This window comes from Lachnoclostridium sp. An138 (assembly GCF_002160765.1).
GTDB lineage: Bacteria > Bacillota > Clostridia > Lachnospirales > Lachnospiraceae > Laedolimicola > Laedolimicola faecalis.
On record NZ_NFLF01000010.1, the window covers coordinates 43,656 to 68,102 of the forward strand.

Genomic DNA, 24,447 nt, shown 5'->3' on the forward strand with positions numbered 1-24,447 from the left:
AGTATGTACAAAGAATTTACACAAGCCCTTTGATGATATCGAAGCAGTCAAAGGTCGCAAAATAATCCTTCGGCGTCTCTGCCCGGCGGATAAGCTGCACGCTTCCGTCCTCTTTTAAAAGAAGCTCTGCGGACTTCAGCTTACCGTTATAATTGTAGCCCATGGCATATCCGTGAGCTCCCGTATCATGAATCACCAGCAAATCACCCTTATCAATCTTCGGAAGCTGCCGGTCAATGGCAAATTTATCGTTATTTTCGCACAGGGAGCCTGTCACATCATAAGTATGGTCACAGGGCGCGTCTTCTTTTCCCATGACCGTAATGTGATGGTATGCCCCATACATAGCCGGACGCATCAGATTCACCGCGCAGGCATCCACGCCAACATACTCCTTATAGGTATGCTTTTCATGGATTGCCTTTGTCACCAGACAGCCATAAGGTCCCAGCATAAATCGGCCCAGCTCCGTATAGATCGCCACATCTCCCATGCCGGCCGGAACAAGCACTTCCTCATAGACCTTCCGCACGCCCTCGCCGATGGCGCGGATGTCATTGGGCTCCTGATCCGGGCGATAGGGAATTCCGATTCCGCCGGAAAGATTGATAAAGCGGATGTCAGCTCCCGTCTCCTTCTTCAGCCTGACTGCCAGCTCAAAGAGCACCTTCGCCAGCATCGGATAATATTCATTGGTCACGGTATTGCTGGCCAGAAACGCGTGAAGACCGAAATGCTTCGCGCCTTTCTGCTGCAGAACCCGGTAAGCGTCGAAAAGCTGTTCTGTGGTCATACCGTATTTGGCGTCGCCGGGATTGTCCATAATATCATTGCTGATCTGAAATACCCCGCCTGGATTGAAACGGCAGCTGATGGTCTCCGGAATATAGCCGATGGTTTTCTCCAGGAAATCGATATGCGTATAATCATCCAGATTGATAATCGCTCCGATTTTCGCCGCATAGGCAAATTCCTCCGCCGGCGTATCATTGGAAGAAAACATGATATCCTCTCCCTTTATGCCAAGAGCCTCTGAAAGCATCAGCTCTGTCATGGAAGAGCAGTCGCAGCCGCAGCCGTACTCTCTTAAAATATTGATCAGAAACGGATTCGGCGTAGCCTTTACCGCAAAATACTCCTTATAACCCGGATTCCAGGCAAAAGCTTCCTTCAGGGCCTTTGCGTTTTCCCGGATTCCCTTTTCATCATAAAGATAAAAGGGCGTCGGATAAGTCTTCGTAATCTCCTGCAGCTGTTCCAGCGTCACAAACGGTTTTTTCTTCATCCTATTTCGCTCCTTGTATATTACATTTACGGCCTGACCAGGTTGTGGCCCGCAGTCCGGGCAGACAGGCCGCAGTCTTCGTCAAATTTTTTCCTTGACTATTATAACCATATTTTTTATTATTTGTATAACGAATAATTTTGATTAAAATAATCGATATTTATGATTATAAGACAAAAACAGGCGGCAGGCCGCTCAGAAAGGAAAACCACTGCGGATAGGCTGCTTTTTCAATTCTCTCAGATGGAAACAGGAGGTACCGGCACAATATGGATACTCAGACACTGAAAACTTTTCTGACTCTTGCTAATGTGAAAAACTTCACACAGACGGCCCGTCTCATGTACATCGCCCAGTCTACGGTAACCAACCGCATCGCGGAGCTGGAAAAGGAGGTCGGAAAACCTTTATTTGTACGAAGCAAGAAAAATATTTCCCTGACCCGGGAAGGGGTCGTCTTTCTCGATTACGCAAGGCGTATCCTGGACCTGGAAGAACTGTCCATAAAGGAACTGAATTCGCCTGCTTTTTCCCGGACGCCCCTGCGCGTCGGCACCACCAGCACCATTTACGAATGCTATCTGGCTCCGGTTCTCCAGAATATGCTGCAGAAGGAAAACGGTTATGCCATCAACCTTGTCATCAGTCATTCTGTCAATCTTCTTCAGTCCCTGCAGGATGGGCTTTTTGATCTGGTCTTCACTTATGAGCCCCTTCAAAAAACCGGATACCACTGCCATCTTTTCCGAACAGACCGTCTGCTCCTCGTAGCCCTGCCCGAAAGCGTCCGCCAGCGTCCTGCGGTCCGCAAGGAAGAGCTTCCGTCCCTCAACTACCTGTTCTGCAATTTTGCGCTTCAGGAGGTGGGACAGTTTATCCGTGAACTTTTCCCGCCCCTGTACCAGTTCTCTTTTGAGATCGACAACAGCACCAAACTGATTGACTATCTTCTGAAAGGCATTGGCTGCAGCTTTCTTCCGGACGGTCTGGTACAGCCTTATCTGGAAAATGGTTCCCTGGCATCCATAGACCTCCTTGATTTTGAGGCTCCCCGCATCAACTGCTACGAATGTTTCCCAGAAGGACGGGAGCCCGCAATTCTGCTGTAGGGCTCCCGTCTGACTGCTTTGCTGTCTCAGGGTATTATTTGCTGCAGCCGCAGGCTCCGCCGTTTGTATCAAATGCCGGGTTGAAGGCATAGAAATTGTTGGAATTCAGCTTATCCTGAACAATCCGGAGCGCTTCGCCGAACCGCTGAAAATGCACGATCTCCCTGGCCCGCAGGAAGCGTATCGCGTCCGCCACATCAGGAGAATCTGCGCAGAGCCGCAAGATGTTATCGTAGGTGAGCCGGGCTTTCTGCTCTGCAGCCATATCTTCATTCAAATCCGCAATGGGGTCTCCCACGGACTGAAACATAGCGGCTGTAAACGGCGTACCCGAGGCCGCCTGGGGCCAGAGAGCCAGCGTGTGATCCACGTAATAATCATCGAAGCCGCTGGCCTTCAGCTCTTCCATGGTCATACTGCGGGTAAGCTGGTGGACGATGGTTGCAATCATTTCAAAATGGCCCAGCTCATAAGAGCCGGGGTGTTATATGTTTTCTCTTTCAAATTGATGGCCATGTAATAACATACTAAAATAAAAATTGGAATCAATCGCGTTTTGGGGATATCTTTCTAATATCTTTAATATCTCTGTATCCTCTTTAATATCTGTGCGCCAAGGAGTCCTTATTTCTTCAATAATTCCAAACATATAACGAGTTACCCTTCGAAAATCTTCAAAACAAATTTCTGTATCATTTAAATTTCTTAATTTTCGTTTTACATCGCTTAGTGCAAATAGAAGCATTTCTTTATTTATGCCTACCAAAGCATCCTCTCTAATTTCATCGAGCACATTATCTATATGCCCCTTTATATCCTCTATGGCATTCTGTAATATCCTGTCTGGCTTTATAGTGCAATTTTGAAGTTTTATGTATTCTAACGTATCATCAAGACATTTTTCTGTATAAAAAGGCATATATCTTGGCAATTCATCCTCAACATATGGTAAAAATATTTTTTCAAAGCTTTCCATTGTATCTATATAGATCCAATGCTGTTTCTTTATTTTTTTCTTATATTCCGAAATATTATTATAGAAATTTATAAATAAAGCCAACAAAACTGATGTGAAATAGGAGCTTTTCAATTCCCATATCACATCAACAAAAGTATGTCTGTTTCCTGCAGTATAATATAACAGTCCCAGTTTATAGACTACTATACTAAAAAGCAACCAGCATCCTGTTAGTAACAAATACAATGATATATTACCGGGTATAGTTATCAGCATCCGTCTTTTAACTCTTTTCATCGCTAAAATTAACTGTACTTTCCAAATTTTCAATGTATCTTTTATTCCCGCAGAATATCTGATTCCCTTATATAAGACCATACATCAATTCTCCTTTGTAAACTATGAATTAATTATACTATTTTAAAAATCAAGGTTCAATTTACTTCTACAGAAAGTATAATAAAATAGCCCTCGGAATTCTCCGAGGGCCACTCTTGTGTTATGCCTGCACGATGATGGCGTCATACCCGTCTGCCAGTAGCTTATCTCGCATGGCCTCTGCGTTGGCTCGGATACTGTAGGCGCCGACTTGGACACGAGACAACGCAGCTTTATCCCCAGACGGAGTCTCCTCCCCCGGTACAGCGGATTCTGTTTCATCCGGCTCTTGCACACTCTGTCCTGTAATTCCGTGGACGATGGCGGCGGCCATATCCCGATAATTGTATAACTCAACATCATCCTTGTCGTCCACGAAACAGCACTCAACCAAAACAGCTGGTGCGACAGTATGTCGAAGAACATATAATGTCGTGCTGACCTTCACTCCACGGTCACGGAATCCAATAGAGGCAATGGCCTGACAGATCTTCTCCGCATACTCTTTCGCCTCGCTGGCCGCAGAATACACAAATGCCTCCACACCCGTAGATCTATCATTTCCGCTTGGGTCTTTCGCACCCGAATTGAAATGAATGGATACGTCCAAATCCGCTTTGTGCGCATTGCATTTTTCCACAATTTTTTTCAGAATATCCGTCTGACCGGTACCATTATCACAGGTGCAATCATAAACCGTATGCCCCAGTTCCCGGAGCTGGCTGATCACCTCATCTTTGACTCTTCTGTTTTCCGTACTCTCATTGATGATTCCTACGGCCCCACAGGCCACTTTCCCTGCTGGATTGTGTCCGGCATGTACATTGATAATCATATTCCCTTTATCCTCCTTACATTATTCTACAAATACCCAATCATCCGCCAGCATGTCGGCCTGGGAAGCGAGCCAGCCCAGCTGCACTCCAGAGGTCCCCACAAAAGCAATGGCCCTGTTACCAATAGCATCATGGTTCGGATTCTGAATGACACCATCCGGAAGTGCATAGCTGATATTAGATGCCATCTCGATATACTGATGCTTACCATTCCATCCCTGACGCGCTACCCTCATGCCGCGCTTCAGATACTTAATAGCTTCAGAAAACCCGAACTGTGCTGTTCCTCCAAGGCTCGGGCAGTTTTCTCCATCCGCCGGAATCCATTCATCAGACTGTACGTTCAGAAGCGTATACTCTACGCGCTGTGTCTCCCGGATATCCAGCCTCTGGTTCTCTTTCGTGTACATAATGATGGTCTCCGCATCACTATCCCAGCACCAATACCCGCCCCATGACGGGAGCTTCATCGGGATTCCCTGCTTCATCATTTTCAATGCCTGTGCAAATTTCATACTTTCCTTCCTTTCTCCGGTTCTTGCGCCGGCGCAAAAGGGGCGGAAAACCGCCCCAGCTACTCAGTTTCTGTTTCTTCCTTGACCTCCGGCAAGCCGGCCACACTGGTCAGCACCGACAAAACGCCAGACAGTACCGATGCAGACAACACTACAGGCCAGTCTACCTGACTCATAACCGCTGTGGTTCCAATCGTGGCCACCGCCGTCTGCGCCATGGTCTTCACTGCACGAACTCCTGCTGCCTTCAGCCACTTCTTCGTCTTTCCACTCATTTTTCATCCTTCCTTTCCAAATCTTCTATTCTGTGGTTTGCTACTTTGATTTTTTCTTCATGAACCTCCATCCGTTCTTCCAGATGATAGGTCCGCTCTACCAGATTGTTATGTGCCTGTACCTTTTTCTCAAGCTCCTGCAGCCGGTACGCGATAAGGGCGGAGCTCTTCCGCTGCGCAAAAAAGCTGCCTCCCAGCGTTCCGCATAGAGACAGCAGTGCGACGATAATTGATTCAACCACTCTGCTCCTACCCCTCCTCTGAATGCCGCCACAGGCAGTAACGGGGCCTATCTTCATCAAACATCCAGTACCGCAGCCAATCATCTAATATAATCGCAATTAAAGATACTGGTACCCATAATAATATGTACGGAACGCAAATCTGTCCCAGCAGATTCAACGGCATGTCGCTGTAATCCCAGACATTCCACCCCAGCCACAGATTGACGATGCAGCCTGTCAGAAATTCCAGTCCTGTGATGATAACGGTGCCGATGAGTGCCTGCTTCCATAACGGCATACACCAGGGTATCAATTCATTGATAATCCCGATGAGTGCGAAGCATAGGCCGCCCAGAACGAACATGGTCCAGTGGCTGTGCCCCCGCCAGACCAGCTCCAGAATAATGTACAGCAGACCACCAGTAACGGCCAAAAACAATTCTTTAAGATACTGCCTCATCCTCTACCTCCCCGACATTTCCCATAATTGCATTCAGATAATCCTTCAGAACCTGACTCTGGTATTCTTCTGGAATATCAGCCCCATAGAATATTGTATTCAGCTCTTCCGTTGTAGTTGCTCCTGCAATCCACATATTCAGGCTATTGCAGTATGTAGTGTGATAAGAAACGTGCTGCATTGCCGCCGTAATAATAGCCTGCATTTCCTCCGCAGTATAATATCTGCAGGGATGGCCGTCCTGATGATATTCCAGCCTTTCTGCGCCGGATATCAGCTGCGCCTGCTTGCCAAACAGATTGATCTGGTCCTCTTCTTTCAGGCTGAAATGCTCAACGGTGTTATCCGGAAGAACTACATCTACACCGGCATGAATAATCTGCCTGCAGGCTTCACCTACTTCCTGAAGCTTCTGCGCCCTTACCTCTTCTAACGCAGGCGGCTCCGGTTCCGGCTCTGGATCGGCCGCTTCAGGTGGCGCCGGCGGAACATATACGCTTCCATCATTTGATAGGATAATGCTTCCGTCCTCCATTTCCCGGTAGATAGTCGTATATCCAGTATAATCTCCATACACAGTACCTTTTTCGGTCAGAACTTCGAAGCCCGTTGTCACCTCTACACCGTCTGGAATCGGGAAATGCAACTGCACCAGTCCTTCTGCCGGAACAGTAACCTTCATTTGGCAAGTGGTGTCACTCCCCTGAAACCTCACATTCATTTTCTTTCTTCTCCTTTCCAATGGCAAAAAGCCATTTTTAAAGGTCTTCTCTCCAGAAGGCATTTAAAAACAGCTTTTTTAATCACAAAATTCTAAGATTGATAGCATCTGGTCGAAAATATACCCTGTGGGAAGTATTTATATATCCACCAGTCCTACTAATCCGAGTACATTATTTGGTGGCTCCTGGTCTCAAATTACGGGCAGATTTTTGCTTGCTGCTGGTAGCGGATACAGTGCGGGCTCTACAGGAGGAGAGGCTACACATGTGCTGACACAGAATGAAATGCCAAATCACGCACATAGTTGGTGGATGTACAATTTTACACAGGTAGGTGGTACAGGTGGTGGAGCTGGGGTTCTGGCTGGTGGAACAACTTCACAAACGACGGGCAGCTCAGGTGGCGGAGCAGCTCATAATAACATGCCACCTTACTATGTCGTATACATGTGGCATCGTACTGCTTAAGTAGTTCTTCTCCATACATAGACCACGAGATATGGAGGCATATTATTGTGAGCTGCTGAGCTTCCTGCCGCATTGGTTGTCCTGGATCTTGCGGATTCTGTTACAATCAACGTATTGTTTCCGGCGTATCCATAAGCTCCGCCGCCCTGTGCTTCGGTGGGATACGAATCAACATAAGAATGTGAATGCGATGCTATTTCTGCTAACGTCAGTTTATGTGTAGCTTCACCACCTGTCGCTCCTGCAGAATATCCTCCCCCGGCCGCAAGAAGAAATCTTCCTGTTATCTGAGTCCAGGAGCCGCCGAAAAGCGTTCCGGGATTTGTAGAGTTTGCAGACATATAAATGCTTCCCACAGGATAAATTTTCGACCAGATGCTATCAATCTTAGAATTTTGTGACCGTCTTACTCTATCTGATATACTTTTGATACATAACTACGAAGGAGGCCCATGTATGAAAGAGCAACTCATCAATAGTATTCTGCAATTTCTCTCTGGAAAACTTCCGGACGAGGATATCACAGAACTCCGACTACAGCTTTACTACCAGCTGGCAGACTACCAAATTAGCAAAAAATGCACAGATTTGACCGTCATGCCCGAAAAAACCTATATGGACTACCTGTATATGTATCTTGCTGCCCTGCGCATGGCAGGACGCTCTGAGAAAACTCTGGAGCATTACCGCCTGCAGCTGAGCCTGATGCTTCATGCAATCCAGAAACCTGTTCAGGACATCACCACTGACGATCTGTTCACCTATCTGGCCATTTACAAGAATCAGCGCCATGTTGGAAACAGGTATCTGGATGGAAAACGTGTCATTTTCAATGGTTTCTTTAGCTGGATGCAAAAGAAAAAGCATATCGTCTACAATCCTGCTGCCGCCCTGGACCGTATCAAGTATGAAAAGCGTATCAAACAGCCCTTATCCGATGAAGAACGTGAAGTCCTACGCTGTGCTTGTGAAAAAGAACGTGACCTGGCTCTCATTGAGACCCTGTACTCCACGGGAATGCGCGTCGGAGAGCTCGTCCGCTTGAATCGTCAGGACATCAACTTTTCATCTATGGATTGTATTGTTTTTGGAAAAGGTGCTAAAGAAAGGACCGTATATCTTAACGGTTCCTCCTGTCATCATTTAAAAACTTATCTGCTTTCTCGCGTAGATAATAATCCAGCTCTTTTCGTGTCTGGAAAATCGCCTCACCAACGGCTCACAGAGCACGGAGTCTGGCAACTCCTCAAGCGTCTGGGACAGCGCGCCGGTGTCTCAGACATATACCCCCATCGCTACCGGCACACAACTATAACAAATGCCATCAACAGAGGGATGCCTGTTCAGGAGGCCCAAATTATTGCCGGCCATGAAGATATCAATACTACTATGATATACTGCACCGTTTCCTCTGATAACGTCCGAGCATCGCACAAAAAATATCTTTCTGCATAAGCTTTTGAAAATGAATCACTCCCGGCACTCTCCGGGAGCTCTTGTTATGCCATCATTATTCGTTCTGTTCTCCTGTCTTCATCCCATCACAATCACAAAATTCTAAGATTGATAGTATATGGTCGAAAATATACCCCGTGGGAAGCATTTATATGTCCACCAGTTCTACCAATCCTGGAACGCTTTTTGGCGGTTCCTGGACTCAGATAACGGGAAGATTTTTATTAGCTGCTGGCGGTGGATACAGTGCCGGTTCTACTGGTGGTGAAGCTACACATAAACTGACTGTATCAGAGATGCCCGCTCATGCTCATGGAATTGATTATATGGGAGCGTACAGTGGCAGCTCGGGTGCATGGGGCGGATTTGTTGCTGCAAGCGGGACAGGTATTGTAAACACTAAAAGCACAGGTGGCGGAGCAGCTCACAATAACATGCCGCCTTATTATGTCGTATACATGTGGCGCCGCACCGCTTAAGCAGTCCGTTTCCATGCGTACACAACCAAATAAGGAGGCATAGTATTAACTTGATGCGTATGCGCCATTGTATGATTATGGGCCTGTCCGCCGCCTGTATATGTGGTATAGGCATAAATCGAACCATTACGCTGACGTGACCCATCGATTTGAAAATAATTTCCTGAGCCTTCATCTCTGACAATAGCGCCATGATTATGCGACGGCATTTGATTTACGGTAATTGCAGTGCCTCCTGTATTGGCTGCACTGCTTCCCCCACTTGTGACCGATGCAGCACCGCCAGTGGCGCCCGCGGAATATCCACTGCCTGCAGTTAAAAGGAATCTGCCTTGAATCTGCTCCCAGGTTCCACCAAAGAGCGTTCCAGGATTTGTGGCGTTAACAGATAAATAAATGCTGCCCACGGGCCATATCTTAGAATTTTGTGATTTCAGCGCATCGCCTGTCGCCTTCGCATCGGCGGCAAAGCCGGCCTGCGTAGTCACCATGGGATCTACCACATCGGAGGAATCAAACTTTTTTTCCACCTCCGTATTAGTGTCATTGATATCCTTCGCCCCAAAGGAATCTCCTTCCTGGGTATATTCCGTTACGTCTTCGAAACTGACTGTTCCATCCTCATTCTGTATCATCTGATACTTTCTGTTTCCTTGGAACATCGCATCCTTGTAATCTGTCTTCAAGCTCATCAGAAAATCCCTCCATTCAGTATAAATGCCAGTGTTTTTCGTCCTTTTACAGCTCCCATAACATTCTCATAAATAAGCAGACAGGCGCTTTCTATTCGATTCAGCTCCTGCCAGTCGATAAAAGGCGTATTATCTGCAAACGTCTTCTTCTCTCCCACTACAAATGGGAAAATACCTTCGCACAAATTCTCAATATTCTCTTCAAACAAATTGATCTCATCTGCGTAGAAACTGTAATCCTGGTAGGTCTTATCTGCTCCCATGGCAGAAAAATCGAAATCCGGCCACACGGCAAGCGCCTGCGTCCGGATCTCATTCAAATTGCCTTTTATACGGTTATAATCCTCTATGTTAAAGAAGTCACTGGCCTGCCAGTCTGTTTTTGGCTTCTGCCACATAACTCACATCCCTCCTTGCTTTTATCGTTCCGCTTAAGCCTCCGTTATATTTCAACGTATGCTCAGTCACACGAATCAGCATATCTGGTACATATTTGTTTTCCAGGAATGCCAAATCATTGGCGTCCAGCCGCGGTTCTCCCCGATAGCTCAGATTATATTCCCGGTCTGCCAGCATATAGTCTCCAATCCATTCAGCCAAATCTGCAGCATGCGCTGCATCGGAAACCAGCGGGTTCTCCCATACTTCCAGACTTCCTGTCGTATTCAGCTGCCGTCTGACCTTCGCTGTGCTGACAGCATATTCTTTACCGGATATTACCACTTCTACCGCTCCGGCCACACCGGAAAACTCCAATGCAGCAAAATACGCGCTGCTCTCCACAATTGTCACGCTCTGTCCCGCGGCCGGCTCTGCCAGCGACGCCGACAAGCCATAGGATGCATTTCCAAAATAAAAAGTGTATCTTTCTCCGGATGCTGATACCGTTACCGTTTCCCGAACCAACTCCATAGTGCCTTCGCTGCTGGGTCCATAAATTGTCCTCACAACCTGAAGCTCCCGTACCTTCGCCAGCTGGGTTCCTTCCGGAGATTTAAGTAATTCTGTCCCATATTCCAGGTGGTAATCTGTGCTGTCTCCAAAAATGATTCTGTCCAATACCACACGGTTATTGGGACACCCTTTCGTAAATTCTATAACCAGGCAGTCAAACTCCGGAAACTCATGGTTTATCAATGTCTGCTGGTCCAACGCAGAAACAGCATAGTCTTCAACAGAATTGTCACCGTTATAGGCATGAAGGAGCGCTTCCTCCGGCCAGTTTCCGCCGAAAACCAGTGTCAGGCCGAAGCATTTATAGGCAGCTTCCAGAGAAATAGTGATTGTCGGATTCTCCGAAAAATCCCCTTCTTCATCCGCTACCACTTCTGAAACATACCCCGTATTAAGATATGCCGCCCCTTCCTGTTCCTTTGGCAGGAAATACACACTGCCATCAGATACTGTATAGTCGCGGCCTGTCAACGCATAGGCATCCTTTGCTTCCTTTTCAAGTACCGCTGCCGCATGCGAAAAGTATGCTTCATTATCAGATGAGGCTGTCATATCCGGAAGAAAGCTGGATTTCAAATAGATTTTTCCTGTTCGATCCTGATATAAAACACAGCGGCCTGCATTTGCAATAAGCTGCAATGCTTCTTTATGGGCTACCACTGGAATCGGATTCACTATCATAACTTCCTTCAGATACGGATCGAGCCAATAATCCCGGCTGTCCACTCCAGCATCCTGAAGAACATCATCCGCGCAGTCATACAGGCTTATCCCGTCTTTATGGTAATTTCCCCTGTAATACGTTCCATCCATGCTGTCAAATCTGTCCGAAGCAGAAAAACTCATCTCATCGTCATCCGCAGACCATTTTTTCAGGAACAGCGTCACTCCTGGAATCCATTCGATACTGCCATTATCTAAGGCCTGGCCATAAACAGCTTCTATACTTTGCCCGATTTCCAGAAAGTTCACTGAGCTTTCTTCATTTTCGATGTCATAGGCTCTGTCCTGGTTATCCACCGTCGCATCGAAATCAATAGATGGCAGTTCCTCAGAAATAGGGCTGATACTCTCCTTTTTCGTAGCTGACAGGATTTTCTTGCTGTCAAAATACACACCGATTCCCATTGTAATCTGATTAATCCGCAGGCGGCTCTGGCCATTCACCATTGTGGTTGGAATGAACTTCAAAAACGTGGCCGCTTCAAAGATATCCTCTGTCACATAATGCCCGTCTGAATTGCCTGTCACTGTAACTGTATGATTGTCAGACACGATGGTGAAATCCACCGGATAAGCCTTTCCAAACTCAACAGTCAGCCCCTTAATGTCATATTCCAGCGGAAAGTGTATTTCAACAGTTCCAAGAATATTTTCAGTCACTATTCCCTGATTCAGCACAACACTTTCCTGTCCTCTGGGAAGAAAATACATACTGCCATCCACCGTTGTATAGTCCTGATCGCAGGCCGCATACAATTCCTTCACCTGATAGTTATCCATAGGTTTTACAAGATCAGAATAATATGTATACTCATCCGGCTCCGGAATAAACGCGGATGCCTGCGCCGGCTGATTTATCATCCCGATTGTAATCCGCAGATGCGAAAGTGGATTTCTCCACTTTCTCCGCATCAGCTCCTTATATGCACTGCTTGCCGCCTGCATGCGTCATACCTCCCCGCAATCCACCAGATTCACCTTGCAGTCCTTGTACATAGTCGGAAGCCCCTCGGCATTCTCTTCCCAGACTTTCGCTGTCCGGTTCCCCGGATACATTCTCTCCGTTTTCCAGCAGTTATTCTTCATATCCGGAAACGTGACCGTCACTACAAACTCTTCAAATTCCTTCAGAATACTGCTCCAGGTAGCCGCATCCAGATACGACCACTGGAGTCCGTCTATTTTATCCTGATCCCGTCCTACCCGCTGTCCCACAAACTCTCCAAGAGCATTTTTGCCCTTGTTCACGTTCGTGGCTATGGTAAGCCCGGGGCCGCGGTCATAATTCGGGTATTTATGCCCGTTGATATAAATAGCCATATTATCTACCTCTTTTATGTAGTCCGCAGCGTGTATCCGCTGCGCCTGTCAAGCTCTGTCAGCCGTTTCTTTATCTCTCGGATATCAATATTCACCGTCAGATCCATCTGCTCAATCAGCTCAATGATCCGTTCCAGCAGTTCAACCATAACTGACAGATACTGCTCACTCATCCCAGAGCCACCTGCCTGTGCGGCCAATGCAGCGGCCCGGTCAGCCATAGCCTGCATCTTATCCTCCGGAGCCACAATCTCTCCTTGGCGCCGGTTATCGCCGATAACCGCCAGCTGAGGAGTGTTCGCCCTCACAAAGCCGCCCTGCGCGAGACGGGGAAGGCTCACGTGAGACAGCGTAGGAATAGAGGGCAGACCGACAAATTCAGCAAGAGGCTCGACAAGAGAATTGATCCCACTAATAATGGAGTTAATTCCGTCCACAACTCTATTGGCCATATTTTCTACACCGCCGATAATGCTGTTAATCACCCCCTTAATGGACCCCCATATACTATCCCAGATGCTCTTGGTCTTATCCTTTAGTTCATTCCAGGTGTTTATTACTCCGTCTTTTAACTGCGTAAATTTCTCACTCGCCGCAGTCTTGATATTCGACCAGATTACTGACAGTTCGCCTGAAATCGCGTTCCATATCGCTGAGGTCAGATTCCGGATCAAATTCCAAATCTGCTCAAACAAGGTTCGGATACCGTTCAGAACAACTGAAACATTATTTTTTATCGTGTTCAGAGTGTTCCGGATAATATTCCGGATTGTATTCAGCGCTGTATTAATAAGCGTCTGAATCGTGTTCCAGACAATATTTACGATGTTCTGGATATTCAGCCATGCCTCGCTCCATTCTCCAGTGAATACATTCACCAGAAACTCAATAAAGGATGCTGCAATCTCCATGAATCCGGTCAGCAATGTAGAGACCAGACTAAAAACTCCTTCAAACTGCGCCCACAACTCCGACAGCCGCGTTGAAATCTCCGCAAAAAACACTTCTGAAAGCCAGCTCACAAAGGGACTTATAAATTCCCAGAAAGCTGCAACCGCTTCCGTGGCCGCTCCCCACAAATGCAGAAATGCATCCAGTAAAGGCTGAATATAGTCAGATGCCAGCGCAGAAAAACGTTCCGCTATCCAATCTATCGTAGGCGCCAGATACCCATTGTAAGCATCCAGGAACCCTGAAACAACTTCCTGCCATCCGACAGTAAATCGCTCGTACGCAGGCTCGATATACTCATCATAAGTTTGAGATATCCTGCTAAATGTGTTGGTGACGAGATCTGCCAGACTTCCTGTCACCGTCTCCAGCGGTTCAAGCATTCCGGAAAGCGTGTTTTTCAGCTTATCCTTATTGGCAGAAAATACGTTTGCGATCATCTGTGAGATGTTCGCAAAATCCCGACTGACAATCTCTTCAGCCCCAAGCGCCGCATTGGAGAAAATCTCAATAATATTCGCAGTGATCTGCTGTCCGGTCTCGCCTTCAAGGACCTTGAACACGTCCGCAAAATCAACTGCGAAACTGCCCCATGCGTTTAAGATATCTTCTTTCGCATTAAAGCTGTTAACCAGTCTTTCCTTGATATATCCGGCATTGCTGCTCAGATATGAATCTATGCCGCCAAGCAGATTTGCCCCCATCGTAACACCGACAGAAGCAAAGGCTCCGGCTATCTTTCCCAGATTCAGCGCAAAAGAATCCAGAAGGCCATTGGCCGCCTCCTGCACCGCCGGATCTGTAAATATATCAATAAAACTCTCCTTGATTCCTCTCAGAGAGTCCTGAATAATCTCAAGGCCTTCCTGATTCTGAAAGCCGATTTGAAAACCTTCTTTAAAGAGGGCCTGCAGTTCTTTTATCCGGTCAATCAGTGCCTGATACCGCGCATCCAGCTCATCCACGGGAGAAGTGTCCAGTTCTCCCATATCAAAACTGTCCGCACCATAGCCGCCGCCACCTCCGGAATCGCCAATATCCACATCCGGATCAATGATATTCAGCTCATCAATTCCGGTCGTGACCGTCTTCAGGTCCTTCGCAGCCTGCTTTGCCGCGCTGCCGGCTCCTGAAACCGCTGTCCCTGCGTCGGTCGCGCTTCCGGCCACCGCCTCCATTCCTGCTGCCGCTGCCGATGTACCTCCGGAACCTTTCTTTCCGGTAATCAGCTCCGTAAACGACTTAAAGGCATTGGCCAGGCTCATCAGCTTCCCGATAATCGTATTAATGACCTTGATTACCGGTGTCAAGACATTAATGAGTCCCTGCCCGATGGTCGCCTTCAGGCTGTCAAACTGCAGTTTCAGAACGCGGACCTGATTGGCCCAGGAATCCGACGTACGGATAAAGTCTCCGGATGCCAGGGACAGCTGGTCCTGCACAAACTGATACCGCAGGGCCACCTTCTCGGCCTCACTCATGGCCTTCGTGGTCTTACCAAATCCATTGGCCAGAGCATACTGGTCAAGGGCTGCCTGAGTCATAACCACGCCCAGGTCTTTCAGGCTTTCTGTTTCTCCCGTGAATACGGATTTCAGTTTTGTATATGCCTCATCCTGGGAAAGATTATAGAAAGAAGCCACGTCCCCGGCCAGACCAGTCAGGGTTGTTGACATTTCATAAGCGGCCTGCTCCCCGAAACCGAAAGCTTTTGCCATAGCGCCAAACGTTCCGGTAAACTGCTTGGCCATGGTCTCAGACAGGCCAAAAGACTGAGCTGCGTTTTTAGCAAACTCATCCACCTGGCGGGACATCCGCGGGAAGGTTACATCTACTACATTCTGCACCTCCGCCAGATCGGAGCCCAGCTCAATACACTGAGCTCCGAAGTCTACCAGTTTTTTAACTGCAAAGGCGCTGGCCAGAGCCGCCCCTGCCTTTTTTGCCAGGGACTGAATCCCCGACATCTGCTTTTTGAAATCTCCCTGATTTACGACCAGGTCAAGACCAATCTGACCTACACTGTCTGCTGCCATGTGTCACACCTGCCTTTTCATAAGACAGGCACATCGGCACAGCGTCTTAAAGCCTTAACTCAAATTCTTTCCTGCAGTCTTTATTCTTGCACTTGAAAAAGACGCCCCTGCATGCAGCGTCTTCCGTCTTAATGGCATTAACCGGATGCCCGCAGAACGGACACCGGACCTTCTCTGCCCCTTTTATTTTCTCAATGTCAACCACCTCCGCACATTGCGGCCATCATCCGTTCCAGTTCTTCCATCTGCTGCAGATATGTCTCCGGAGTCATCCTTGCGGCTTGCCTTTCCTGCCAGTCATCGTAGATCTTTCTCTGCTCTCTGGAGAACTGCTTGATAATTTTTTCATCTGTCTCAGAACGGATAGCAACCACGCGCCCCAGAGGCGTCTCCGGAGCTATTCCGGCCAGCAGCTCATAGAATTCGTCCCAGCTGACCGTCTCAAATTCCTTTGTCTGGATTCTCAGCCCGTACTGCGTCAGAAAACTGGAGACTATCAGCCCCCAGTCTTCAAATAAGTCGTAGTACGGGTCATTACTCTCCCCCGGAAGTATCCCCTATAATCAGCTTAATTGCTTCCTGGATCACAACCATCAAATCTCTGAAGCTGAGCTTCATATTGTCAATCTCCCGGCGGGATTCCTCCGGGAAAATCAACTCATATGCTTTTATAACCTCTTTTACATTCTGTGAATCCGAATCCATCAGGCTCATAGCCTTCAAAACGGTGGGAGCATCCGCCTTTACTTCCAGTTCCTTTCCTTTGATCAGAAGCTTCGGATTCTCATCAAAGGTCAGTTTTTCCGTAATATCTACCGCTTTTCCCATAATTCATATCCTCCTTTTTATCAGCTGGTTCCCTGCTGGCCTGTACCTGACGGTTCAGATGGTGCCGGCGTAAATGTCGGTTTTCCATAGCAGACTACTTCAAACTCCAGGGTATCGAGGTTTGTAGTATCTCCGCCTCCCGGCGTCGTGACATTCACAACCGCATCACAGGCCAGCTTAGCTCCGGATACCATTTCCCACTCGAACTTTGTCATAACATCCTGTCCAAATTTCCAGGCAAGGCCGGCGATATAATCATTTCCAGGGTCTCCTACAGAGCGCTTTCCCTTAAAGCTGAATGACAGCTTCTTTCCTGTCATAGCCGCCTTTGCCCATCCTTCGGCATCCATGGCGTACCATTCCTCCACTGTGCCATCGATGGCAGGCGCAAAGTTTTCCAGATCCGCCGGCATGGCCATTTTATCTTCCGAACTGCTGGTACCCTCTATACCAAACTTGAATTTATTATTGTGTACCGGATACACTTTTCCTTTTGCTGCTTCAGGCATATCTCAATCCTCACTTTCTCTGAAATATAAAATCCAGCCAGATCACATATTCGTAAATACCATTATCGTCCGTTCCCACATCCACAGGCTCCGGAACCTGCAGAACTAAGAAACGTATTTCTTCTTCTCCTATCGTCAGGCTGGTTTCTTTTAACAGGGCATCGTATAATGCCCGAGCTGACTTTTCTGATTCCAAAACATCCTTGTTCCAATGGACCAGAAGAGACACGCGCTTTGTGTCATACGAGGAATAATCCAGACCGCCCAGAGGAAGCGGCGGCGGGCCTTCTCCTTTCCGGTTGTACACACCGATGGATTTTTCCTTTTTATTATCGAGTTTTCCTATGTAAACCTTCTCATCCTCCGCAATTCCAAGCCCCGCAATATACTCGCGGATATCTCCCAGAGATAGCATCACAGCCCCGCCTCCTCTTTATAGAATTTTTTGAATGCTTTCGGAGCAAAGTCTGCTTTGCTTCCGCCAGGCAGCCAGTCCTCATACCATTCACCTCGGGCATTGGGATTCTCGCCCTTATCAAAATGGTATTCCGGATGAAAATACAGCCGCCGGGCATATGGCGTGGACGATACAATTCTTACCCTTCCATTGGCAGAATCGCTGTAGTCTATAAAAGTACTCTCATTCTGCAGATTTCCAGTCTGAAAAGGGAAGACCTGAGCCTGCACTACTTCCGTATGGAACAAGGCGTCCGCAGTCTTCTCCAGCGCTGTTACAGCCGCCTGCGTCAGTTCCCGGATGCGCGCCATGTTCAGCTTCACCGTGGATTTCACCTGCATCACATCACCTCCAGCGTGCAATAGTTTACAGTACCGTCCGGATTCCGGTTCTTTGTTCCCTGGACAATCCGTCGTTCTTCTCCAAACACAGTAACTGTCCCACCGCTAAGAGACGGCATATCCGGCGCAATGTCTCCGGGGAACAGCGCTGTCCCGGTTATCTGTACCAGTTTCTTTTCCGCAGTCAGAATTGTCTTGGCCTTGTCCTGAAAATTACAGGTCAGTTCCAGATCCGCCGTGTATCTGGGCTTCCCCAGATTCGTAATCTCTTCTGACGCCAGGTAGACCTGAATCTTTGTCCTGCAAAGCCTTTTCGGCACCAGACATGGATAATTCATACGCTCACCTCGCCAATCTGCAGCACAGCCCGGTCTGGGACAGAAGGGAATATACATCTCTTTTCATCGCCACGCCCTTTTCCGTAAATACGTTCCAGGAACTTCCGAACTGCGCTGAAACACCGTTGATACTGTAACTTGACAAAACCGTATTGATCTCGTCAGCATTCTCATATTCAAAATCTGCCTGCTGGCAGACCACCTCCTGGACCACATCCTGCTGAAAAGACGTCAGGTTCGAAAATCCCTGACCCACAATCCGATTGTAAGTCAGGGAATCGATATGTCTGCTGGCCTGCACCAGCGCCCTTTTTAACTCGTCTTCCGGAATCAGGCTTCCTCCGTAAGTATCCAGATAATACTCCGAAGTCACATAAGGTTCATAGGCCATTCTGCCGCCTCCTTACGATATCGACCACTCTCCATCAGAATTTGTGGCCGTTTTGGGTGTCTCACCATCCTTAAAAGTAAAACTTTCTGTCTTACTCGGGACATTCTCAAACACTTTGCCAGCGGCGTCGTAGGTCACACCGGATAAAGAAATTTCCGTCACGGCGCCGGTAGCGGTATATGCCACTGTAATCAGCCGATCCGGGAAATTGTCATCCGCTGCATCCGGCGTCAGGGTGCCGAGCCGCACCGTTTCTCTAGCCCGCAGATATGCCTCATTGTCCGCCTCTTCCAGAGCATCCTGCATGGGCGTTCCTTTGTGCTGGCCGGTATATTCACCTGCTGTCGCCAGACGCTCCCCTTCAATCGGGGAACCATCCGGCCAGTCTACATTTCCGTATTTCATTTCATTCGGCATCTACAGCACCTCCTTACTGCACCTTAATCTTGCGCATGATTCCTGCTGCCTTTGTGGCCTTCAGCGCCGCGGCCGCAATCATTTCAACCTCTCCTTTTTTCACAGCGCCGGCTTCTGTAAAATCCGGAAGCCACTGTTTCACCGGAAGCGCACCACTGGGAGAAACTGCGTGGAAACCATCCAGAGCAATTCTCGCGGCATACAGAGACGTCTCTCCGGTACTCTTGTCCGTCGCTACAATCGGCTCATTGGAACCACTTTTCTCCCCAAAATCCACCAGCAGGATGTCGCCATAGCTCTCCACCTGCTGGCCAAACTCATTCTTTGCCGTCTGATACATGCCGGCTCTGCGGGCGCAGGCACGGATCTTCGCAATCAGCTTCAGATTTCCTCCGATAAAATCCGGCCTTCCGTCCAGGCCCATCAGAAACTCATCCAGCTGGTCCAGGAAGAGCTGATAGTTTTCCGTAACCTTCGCCGTGGTGGAAAGGTCGATTGCCGCAGAAGGTTTATACTCCGTGGAACTGCCCTTTACAGCCACATCCAGACCATCAAAAGCCTTCTCATCCTTGCTGGAGTCCCCGATAATCAGTGTCTCGGAGAACAACGCGGAAGCAGACTTGATTTTCTGCTGCATCTGGAAGGTCACTTCATCATCCACGCCGCCCATATCTGCGATAACACGGTCAACCTCAAAGGAACCTCCAAAAATCTTCAGGTCCGTGGTGTACTTCTGCTTCTTAGCTTCGCTCGCAGTATACTCTTCATTTACCGCGCGGAAACCAGCGGTGGAAGGCGTAATCACACGGAAGTATCCATATGTCATAGTCGCGCCGCTTCCCACCGGGGAAACGCAGTCATCAAAAATCATATGGTCCAGAAGAAAGCTGGATTTCCGGAATTCATCGATAACTGCCATAGATAATTTATCCTGTGTCTTCAGTTTTGCCTGTGCCAGGGTTACTGCCATAATTTCTTCACTCCTTTACCTTTTCAGTGCCTCAGACACCGCGCCCTTTAAGGTCACCGGTTCATTTCCCTGCTGCTGATTGTTAGCGGCTCCCACTTGAACGAACCCGGAAGAACCGTAGGCCTGCGGCTTCAGAGCCGGAATATCCTCCAGGACCTTATTAAGCGATGTCTTCAACGTCTCTTCATTGATTTTCCCGTCCTGTCCCATCACCTGGCCCAAATCAGCCATTTTCAGGACATAAGGAATGGTTTTTGCATCGATTCCCAGTGTCACCGCCATCACTGTCGCCGCGCTCTCAATCTGCGCCTGCCGGGCCGCCGCCTGAGCGGCTGCCGCCTGCTTCTGGGCTTCCGTAACCTGTCCCTGAAGAGCATTCACATCCGGCTGGTTGGCTGCCTTCTGCTGCTTGAAAGCTGCGATAGCCTGCTCCACCTCCTGCTGGGAGAGCCCCTGCTGCTTAAAATAGGCCTTCAGAGCAGTATCCTCTTTGGCCGCCAGCGTACCTTCCAGCATCTGCTGAATTTTAGCATAGTCGATTGCCGGTGCATTCTGCGGCTGCGGATTTGTGGGAGAATTCTGGTTTCCGTCTCCGGCATTTCCCTCTCCGCCTCCGGATGACTCTGCGAATAACTGTAAATTTAACGGGAATCTTCTTTTCATATTGTTTCGTGCTCCTTTCCATTTTGAGAGTGTCACTCTTTACTGCTTATCCATTTTCATCGGTGTCGCCGGCCGCGCAGCAGTTTATTGCCATGCTCGCGTTTGGGCATAAAAAGAACACCGATCTGGCTGTGACCGGTGCCCTCTTCTATTTCTTTGGAATATCATAGTGTGTTCTCAGAACATTTCTGCTCAGTCCGAACTTTTTGAGCGTCCGCTCCAAAAGCTCTTTTTCTTCCTGTGTGTAAGGGACATTTTTTTCACTGTGTTCGGCAAGATACTTTACCAGCTCCTCTTCCGAACTGATATTTCTTAAGCTCTCATCCATCAAACCGCTCCTTTATGTAGGCAAACAAATCAGGATCTTTTTCTAATAATAGCTTCGGATTCTCAAAAAAGCAACGGTAACCTTCACTGAAGTAATCCCATAGCGCATCAGGATTCACATGCCCGTCTGCCGTCTCGCCAAAATCAGAATACACACGCCCCTGGTACTCTGATACCAATCTTCTGTCATTTATCCGTCGGATTGGTTTCACAAAAGTATCCCTGTCCCAGATAATATCTTTTTCCGGATGCTCTGAAGCAATTTGTTCTACCAATTTGCGAAATTCCGGGGCCTCCCAGATATCAAGCAAATCCTCAAGCGCATGAGCAATCTCATGGACACCTTCGAAGCTTTCAAAATTGTTCGTGAGATAGATAGTTCGGTTTCTCGGATCGTAGAAAGAATTCGCCCCGGAAACTACCTCCAGCTCTACTCCTGCTGACTCCAGGAATTCCTGATGGCTTTCCGGAATCCGGCCAACTTCCTTTTCCAGCCGCTCCATAGTTTCTATGTCCAGCTTCTCCCAATTACGAATCGGCAGATATTCCGGACTTTTGAGCTCCTTTTTCCATTCCGCAGCCCTTCCTGCATATTGTTTCCTATTATCCGGGTCAAGAGAATATTTTGCCAGCCTCTCGTACTTTGCCGCCTGTCTGGCCGCATACTGCTGCCGCACCTCCTGGCTGTTTGCCTGCCCGACAGCCTCCAGCTCCTCCCGAGTCCAGGAATCATCTGCTGTGGAGATTCCGGGAAAATATGTCGTGTGGCTGTCTTTGCACCGGGGATGATACAGACCATGCTCAATAGCCTTGCTCATAAGCGGATATGGTCCGTCAGATTCTTTTCCGCCGCTCCACACGTCATCAATCAGTACCTTCCCGCAGAACGGCAGGCACTTCGGGCAGGGATTCCCGCGCTTGTTCACGATAACCGTCGAAATGCCCCACTCCTGCCTTTTCTCACCCTCTCCCTGAAGATATGCCCTCTTACTGGCCGTCCGGATGGCCATGTCCGCATAATCCGCAAGTGTATGCCGGGCGCCATTCTTATACTGTACGCAGTTCAGACCTGCAGACAGAAAGTCCTTTGTGGCCATATCCACAGCCTTTTCATATGTACCGGCGCCGGTATTTGCATATACCTGAGCGTTGAAGATGATTTTCCTGTACTGGTCATTGGCCATACGCAGCACTGCCGTCTCAGCTTTCTCCATATCCGAGAGCGTCGCTTTTATCAGTGCATCCAGCTTCCGGTCATTGATACGGAAGAACTCTGCCGATGCTCCACGGCTCACCTTCTTTGCACCTTTGAATCCCCTTTTTATGGCGTTCAGAATCTGGATCTCCTGCTGCATACCGCCTTCATCCCGGCCGGCGCGAATCAGAGCGTCCAGCTTACTGTTGATGCTTTTGAATTTCTTTCCGTACTTCTTCTGGTTTTTCTTTTTATATTCCTCCAGAAAACGGAGCTGTTCTGCCTGCCACTGTGCCCATTCAAAACCCTCTTTTGTCTCCTCGGCCTTATGACGTTTCATGTTCCGGATCATGGAAGCTGTCAGCTCATCCTCAATCGCTTCGAAGGCTGCGCCGATATCATACACATCATTTATCTTTGCCATTGGCATATACCTTAAATCCCTGGGCCCGGAACTGCCGGATCAGGCTCTTCAGCTGTGTCATACTGCTGCAGCGGTCGTGGCGCATTTCTGCGTAATCGGCTTTCTCAACAGCATATACTCCAAAAGGCACCTGCTCACTGGCCAGCTCCAGCATTCCCTGATATTCCTTCCGGCTCATCCGGTACAGCCGCCTCGCCACCTTGACCCTCATCTGCGTCTCCTCCCTTCAGATTCACCTGAAAAGAGCCGGCAGCCTGATTGACTCCCGGTTCCTCCAGTTCAGCGATACCCTGCTCTGCCTTCAGGCGCGCCACTTCTTCCTTTTTCCAGTCTTCTTCCTTGCTGTCCCCGTAAAGTTCCTCCACCTGGGCCTCGATGCTCATGAGCGGAACCCCGGGGCGGGCTTTCGCCAGCGTCTCCACCTGACTTTCGAAGGATGGATTGGCATACTCGCCGAAGGAAACATCCACTTCCACCTCTTCCACTGATTTCTTCAGAAGAATATTGTAGGCGTTTATGGTCACGCTCACCAGTTCCGGAAGTGTCTCCTGCAAAGCTCCTATGATAGCGTCCCTGGTATACAGCGTGGTTTTCTCCTTTTCCCGCTGCGCCTCGCTGTTATCCAGCTTCTTCACATCGATGCCGAGTGTGCTGGGGCTGATAATCCCCTGCAGGCACAGATCCAGCGCCGTGCAGTAGGAAGCCAGATAACTCTCATGCGGAATATCCGGCTGGTCCGTGTTGATTTTGTTCTCCGCCTTCTCAGACATATCGTTATCTGAGGCAAAATACCGGTTATCAAACGGATTCGGCCGGATCACCTGCCCCGTTTCCGGATCATGCGGCACCAGACATTCCGGTATGTAAGACTTTGCCCGGCCTGCCCGCAGCGCATCCATCCACTGGCTCCACACCTCATCAAAGGCATCATAACAGTCCAGCTTTCCATCATAGATGGAACCGCCCCGGCCCTCATACTTGGATGACTCATATACCTGCAGAGGGACAGCCAGCATGATCTCCTTATCAAAGTTCCAGTCTGTAAGAGTCCTGGTTTCCGGAATTGCTCCCAGATCCACCTGTTTTCCATTCAGGTACAGTTCATTGATGATATATCCATAACCGTACCGTTCATTCAGAACGTAGACGCCAGAGCCGGATTTGTACGGCGTTTTAAAAATAATCTCATGCACCCGGTCCCGCCGGCGGACAATCTCTATCCGCTCCCCCGGATACCACTCCAGAATCGGGTATTCACTTATCTCAGTATCAATCGTGACCTTGAAGGCGCCGTCACCGATATACAGCACTTCTTTCAGGGCCTTCTCCAGCTTCTTCTGGAACTTATTTTCCTCTGCAATCTCTTTCCAGAGCTTTTCGTGCCCAGCGTTCGTAAATCCGAAGTCATTCATATCCGTCAGCACGATAGCCGACAGCACCCGCACGATGAGAGCGGGAAGACCTGTATGAATCTTTCTCATCTCCATGCCCGGCGTACACTTGCTGGCCCAGAACTTGAATTTGTCTGCGCCCTCAGGATTCTGCATATAAAGCTGCTCCAGCTCACTGCTGTCGCCCCGATACCAGATCCGGTTCCGGATAGCATTCGCCTCAAAATCCAGAAGCTCATTGATCTGTATGTTGTACGGACTGGCCGGCACCACATTCAGCCAGCTGCGGACCGTCCGCTTGATGTTCTCATTCAACGTCGTCAGCCACCTCACTGTCTTCCATCCTTTCCACCGCG

General features: G+C 48.6%; 32 protein-coding genes and 1 pseudogene. 4 read left to right on the forward strand and 29 right to left on the reverse strand.

All coding sequences use genetic code 11. From position 1 onward, the window contains the following. Positions 1-16 precede the first annotated feature (16 nt). Positions 17-1,285, reverse strand: a complete 1,269-nt coding sequence (locus B5E82_RS09775; protein WP_087307362.1) for a diaminopimelate decarboxylase — start codon at positions 1,283-1,285, stop codon at positions 17-19. Between the two features lie 269 nt (positions 1,286-1,554). On the opposite strand from B5E82_RS09775, the gene B5E82_RS09780 reads away from it, so the two are divergent. Further along, positions 1,555-2,394, forward strand: a complete 840-nt coding sequence (locus B5E82_RS09780; RefSeq protein ID WP_087307363.1) for a LysR family transcriptional regulator — start codon at positions 1,555-1,557, stop codon at positions 2,392-2,394. 34 nt (positions 2,395-2,428) lie between these two features. Here B5E82_RS09780 and B5E82_RS09785 read toward each other — a convergent pair. The 8 genes and pseudogenes from B5E82_RS09785 to B5E82_RS09820 all read right to left on the reverse strand — a co-directional run. Beyond that, positions 2,429-2,872, reverse strand: a pseudogene (locus B5E82_RS09785) (manganese catalase family protein); the annotation flags it as partial. 6 nt (positions 2,873-2,878) lie between these two features. Beyond that, positions 2,879-3,730, reverse strand: coding sequence for a hypothetical protein (locus B5E82_RS09790; protein ID WP_087307365.1), 852 nt, complete (start codon positions 3,728-3,730; stop codon positions 2,879-2,881). A 121-nt stretch (positions 3,731-3,851) separates the two neighbouring features. Beyond that, positions 3,852-4,565: an N-acetylmuramoyl-L-alanine amidase gene (locus B5E82_RS09795; protein WP_087307366.1), complete on the reverse strand. Its 714-nt coding sequence runs from the start codon at positions 4,563-4,565 to the stop codon at positions 3,852-3,854. A 21-nt stretch (positions 4,566-4,586) separates the two neighbouring features. Further along, positions 4,587-5,081, reverse strand: a complete 495-nt coding sequence (locus B5E82_RS09800; RefSeq protein WP_087307367.1) for a DUF2829 domain-containing protein — start codon at positions 5,079-5,081, stop codon at positions 4,587-4,589. 59 nt (positions 5,082-5,140) lie between these two features. After that, positions 5,141-5,356: a holin gene (locus tag B5E82_RS09805; protein ID WP_087307368.1), complete on the reverse strand. Its 216-nt coding sequence runs from the start codon at positions 5,354-5,356 to the stop codon at positions 5,141-5,143. Next, the gene (locus tag B5E82_RS09810; RefSeq protein WP_087307369.1) at positions 5,353-5,598 is read right to left on the reverse strand and encodes a hypothetical protein; all 246 of its coding nucleotides are present in this window, start codon (positions 5,596-5,598) and stop codon (positions 5,353-5,355) included. The genes B5E82_RS09805 and B5E82_RS09810 overlap by 4 nt, the downstream gene beginning before the upstream one ends. A 7-nt stretch (positions 5,599-5,605) precedes the next feature. Beyond that, complete coding sequence (locus B5E82_RS09815; RefSeq protein ID WP_087307370.1) at positions 5,606-6,040, reverse strand: putative ABC transporter permease; 435 nt, start codon at positions 6,038-6,040, stop codon at positions 5,606-5,608. Continuing rightward, a complete protein-coding gene (locus B5E82_RS09820; RefSeq protein ID WP_087307371.1) occupies positions 6,024-6,761 on the reverse strand; it encodes a DUF4376 domain-containing protein in 738 nt (245 codons plus the stop codon). Before B5E82_RS09820 ends, B5E82_RS09815 begins: the two co-directional genes overlap by 17 nt. Positions 6,762-6,879: 118 nt before the next feature. Between B5E82_RS09820 and B5E82_RS18970 the strand changes: the two genes are divergently transcribed. Beyond that, the gene (locus tag B5E82_RS18970) at positions 6,880-7,230 is read left to right on the forward strand and encodes a phage baseplate protein (protein WP_442911306.1); all 351 of its coding nucleotides are present in this window, start codon (positions 6,880-6,882) and stop codon (positions 7,228-7,230) included. On the opposite strand, the gene B5E82_RS09825 is transcribed toward B5E82_RS18970, so the two are convergent. Then, a complete protein-coding gene (locus B5E82_RS09825) occupies positions 7,227-7,661 on the reverse strand; it encodes a phage baseplate protein (RefSeq protein WP_442911307.1) in 435 nt (144 codons plus the stop codon). The two genes, B5E82_RS18970 and B5E82_RS09825, sit on opposite strands and share 4 nt — an antisense overlap. 25 nt (positions 7,662-7,686) lie before the next feature. Between B5E82_RS09825 and B5E82_RS09830 the strand changes: the two genes are divergently transcribed. Then, positions 7,687-8,685 carry a tyrosine-type recombinase/integrase gene (locus tag B5E82_RS09830; RefSeq protein WP_162610753.1) on the forward strand — a complete coding sequence of 333 codons (999 nt, stop codon included), beginning with the start codon at positions 7,687-7,689 and terminating at the stop codon, positions 8,683-8,685. Positions 8,686-8,726: 41 nt separating this feature from the next. Beyond that, positions 8,727-9,164, forward strand: a complete 438-nt coding sequence (locus tag B5E82_RS09835; protein WP_442911304.1) for a phage baseplate protein — start codon at positions 8,727-8,729, stop codon at positions 9,162-9,164. Here B5E82_RS09835 and B5E82_RS09840 read toward each other — a convergent pair. The 19 genes from B5E82_RS09840 to B5E82_RS09930 form a co-directional block, all read right to left on the reverse strand. Continuing rightward, complete coding sequence (locus B5E82_RS09840) at positions 9,161-9,856, reverse strand: phage baseplate protein (protein WP_087307375.1); 696 nt, start codon at positions 9,854-9,856, stop codon at positions 9,161-9,163. The genes B5E82_RS09835 and B5E82_RS09840 overlap by 4 nt on opposite strands. After that, on the reverse strand, positions 9,856-10,254 hold the full coding sequence (locus B5E82_RS09845; protein WP_087307376.1) for a hypothetical protein: 399 nt from the start codon (positions 10,252-10,254) through the stop codon (positions 9,856-9,858). The genes B5E82_RS09840 and B5E82_RS09845 overlap by 1 nt, the downstream gene beginning before the upstream one ends. Continuing rightward, positions 10,217-12,478: a hypothetical protein gene (locus tag B5E82_RS09850; protein ID WP_087307377.1), complete on the reverse strand. Its 2,262-nt coding sequence runs from the start codon at positions 12,476-12,478 to the stop codon at positions 10,217-10,219. Before B5E82_RS09850 ends, B5E82_RS09845 begins: the two co-directional genes overlap by 38 nt. Before the next feature lie 3 nt (positions 12,479-12,481). Then, on the reverse strand, positions 12,482-12,853 hold the full coding sequence (locus tag B5E82_RS09855) for a hypothetical protein (protein WP_087307378.1): 372 nt from the start codon (positions 12,851-12,853) through the stop codon (positions 12,482-12,484). A 14-nt stretch (positions 12,854-12,867) separates the two neighbouring features. After that, positions 12,868-15,840 (reverse strand): phage tail protein, encoded by a 2,973-nt coding sequence (locus B5E82_RS09860; RefSeq protein ID WP_087307379.1) that lies wholly within the window; start codon positions 15,838-15,840, stop codon positions 12,868-12,870. Between the two features lie 197 nt (positions 15,841-16,037). Then, entirely contained in the window at positions 16,038-16,394 is a 357-nt protein-coding gene (locus B5E82_RS09865) for a Gp15 family bacteriophage protein (protein ID WP_087307380.1), read from the reverse strand. Beyond that, positions 16,375-16,668 (reverse strand): hypothetical protein, encoded by a 294-nt coding sequence (locus tag B5E82_RS09870; RefSeq protein ID WP_087307381.1) that lies wholly within the window; start codon positions 16,666-16,668, stop codon positions 16,375-16,377. The genes B5E82_RS09865 and B5E82_RS09870 overlap by 20 nt, the downstream gene beginning before the upstream one ends. A gap of 20 nt (positions 16,669-16,688) precedes the next feature. After that, entirely contained in the window at positions 16,689-17,177 is a 489-nt protein-coding gene (locus B5E82_RS09875; RefSeq protein ID WP_087307382.1) for a phage tail tube protein, read from the reverse strand. Positions 17,178-17,187: 10 nt separating this feature from the next. Then, a complete protein-coding gene (locus B5E82_RS09880; protein WP_087307383.1) occupies positions 17,188-17,592 on the reverse strand; it encodes a minor capsid protein in 405 nt (134 codons plus the stop codon). Beyond that, complete coding sequence (locus tag B5E82_RS09885) at positions 17,592-17,975, reverse strand: hypothetical protein (protein WP_087307384.1); 384 nt, start codon at positions 17,973-17,975, stop codon at positions 17,592-17,594. Before B5E82_RS09885 ends, B5E82_RS09880 begins: the two co-directional genes overlap by 1 nt. Further along, positions 17,975-18,313: a hypothetical protein gene (locus B5E82_RS09890; RefSeq protein WP_087307385.1), complete on the reverse strand. Its 339-nt coding sequence runs from the start codon at positions 18,311-18,313 to the stop codon at positions 17,975-17,977. The genes B5E82_RS09885 and B5E82_RS09890 overlap by 1 nt, the downstream gene beginning before the upstream one ends. A 4-nt stretch (positions 18,314-18,317) precedes the next feature. Continuing rightward, positions 18,318-18,704, reverse strand: coding sequence for a hypothetical protein (locus B5E82_RS09895; RefSeq protein WP_087307386.1), 387 nt, complete (start codon positions 18,702-18,704; stop codon positions 18,318-18,320). A gap of 12 nt (positions 18,705-18,716) precedes the next feature. After that, a complete protein-coding gene (locus B5E82_RS09900) occupies positions 18,717-19,121 on the reverse strand; it encodes a hypothetical protein (RefSeq protein ID WP_087307387.1) in 405 nt (134 codons plus the stop codon). A gap of 13 nt (positions 19,122-19,134) precedes the next feature. Next, the gene (locus B5E82_RS09905; RefSeq protein ID WP_087307388.1) at positions 19,135-20,091 is read right to left on the reverse strand and encodes a major capsid protein; all 957 of its coding nucleotides are present in this window, start codon (positions 20,089-20,091) and stop codon (positions 19,135-19,137) included. A 15-nt stretch (positions 20,092-20,106) separates the two neighbouring features. Further along, a complete protein-coding gene (locus B5E82_RS09910; RefSeq protein ID WP_087307389.1) occupies positions 20,107-20,754 on the reverse strand; it encodes a hypothetical protein in 648 nt (215 codons plus the stop codon). Between the two features lie 148 nt (positions 20,755-20,902). After that, a complete protein-coding gene (locus tag B5E82_RS09915) occupies positions 20,903-21,082 on the reverse strand; it encodes a hypothetical protein (RefSeq protein WP_087307390.1) in 180 nt (59 codons plus the stop codon). Next, positions 21,075-22,700 (reverse strand): phage minor capsid protein, encoded by a 1,626-nt coding sequence (locus tag B5E82_RS09920; protein WP_087307391.1) that lies wholly within the window; start codon positions 22,698-22,700, stop codon positions 21,075-21,077. The genes B5E82_RS09915 and B5E82_RS09920 overlap by 8 nt, the downstream gene beginning before the upstream one ends. Continuing rightward, complete coding sequence (locus tag B5E82_RS09925; protein ID WP_242966297.1) at positions 22,684-22,878, reverse strand: hypothetical protein; 195 nt, start codon at positions 22,876-22,878, stop codon at positions 22,684-22,686. Before B5E82_RS09925 ends, B5E82_RS09920 begins: the two co-directional genes overlap by 17 nt. Beyond that, positions 22,835-24,424: a capsid protein gene (locus tag B5E82_RS09930; RefSeq protein ID WP_087307393.1), complete on the reverse strand. Its 1,590-nt coding sequence runs from the start codon at positions 24,422-24,424 to the stop codon at positions 22,835-22,837. The genes B5E82_RS09925 and B5E82_RS09930 overlap by 44 nt, the downstream gene beginning before the upstream one ends. Positions 24,425-24,447: the final 23 nt, after the last annotated feature.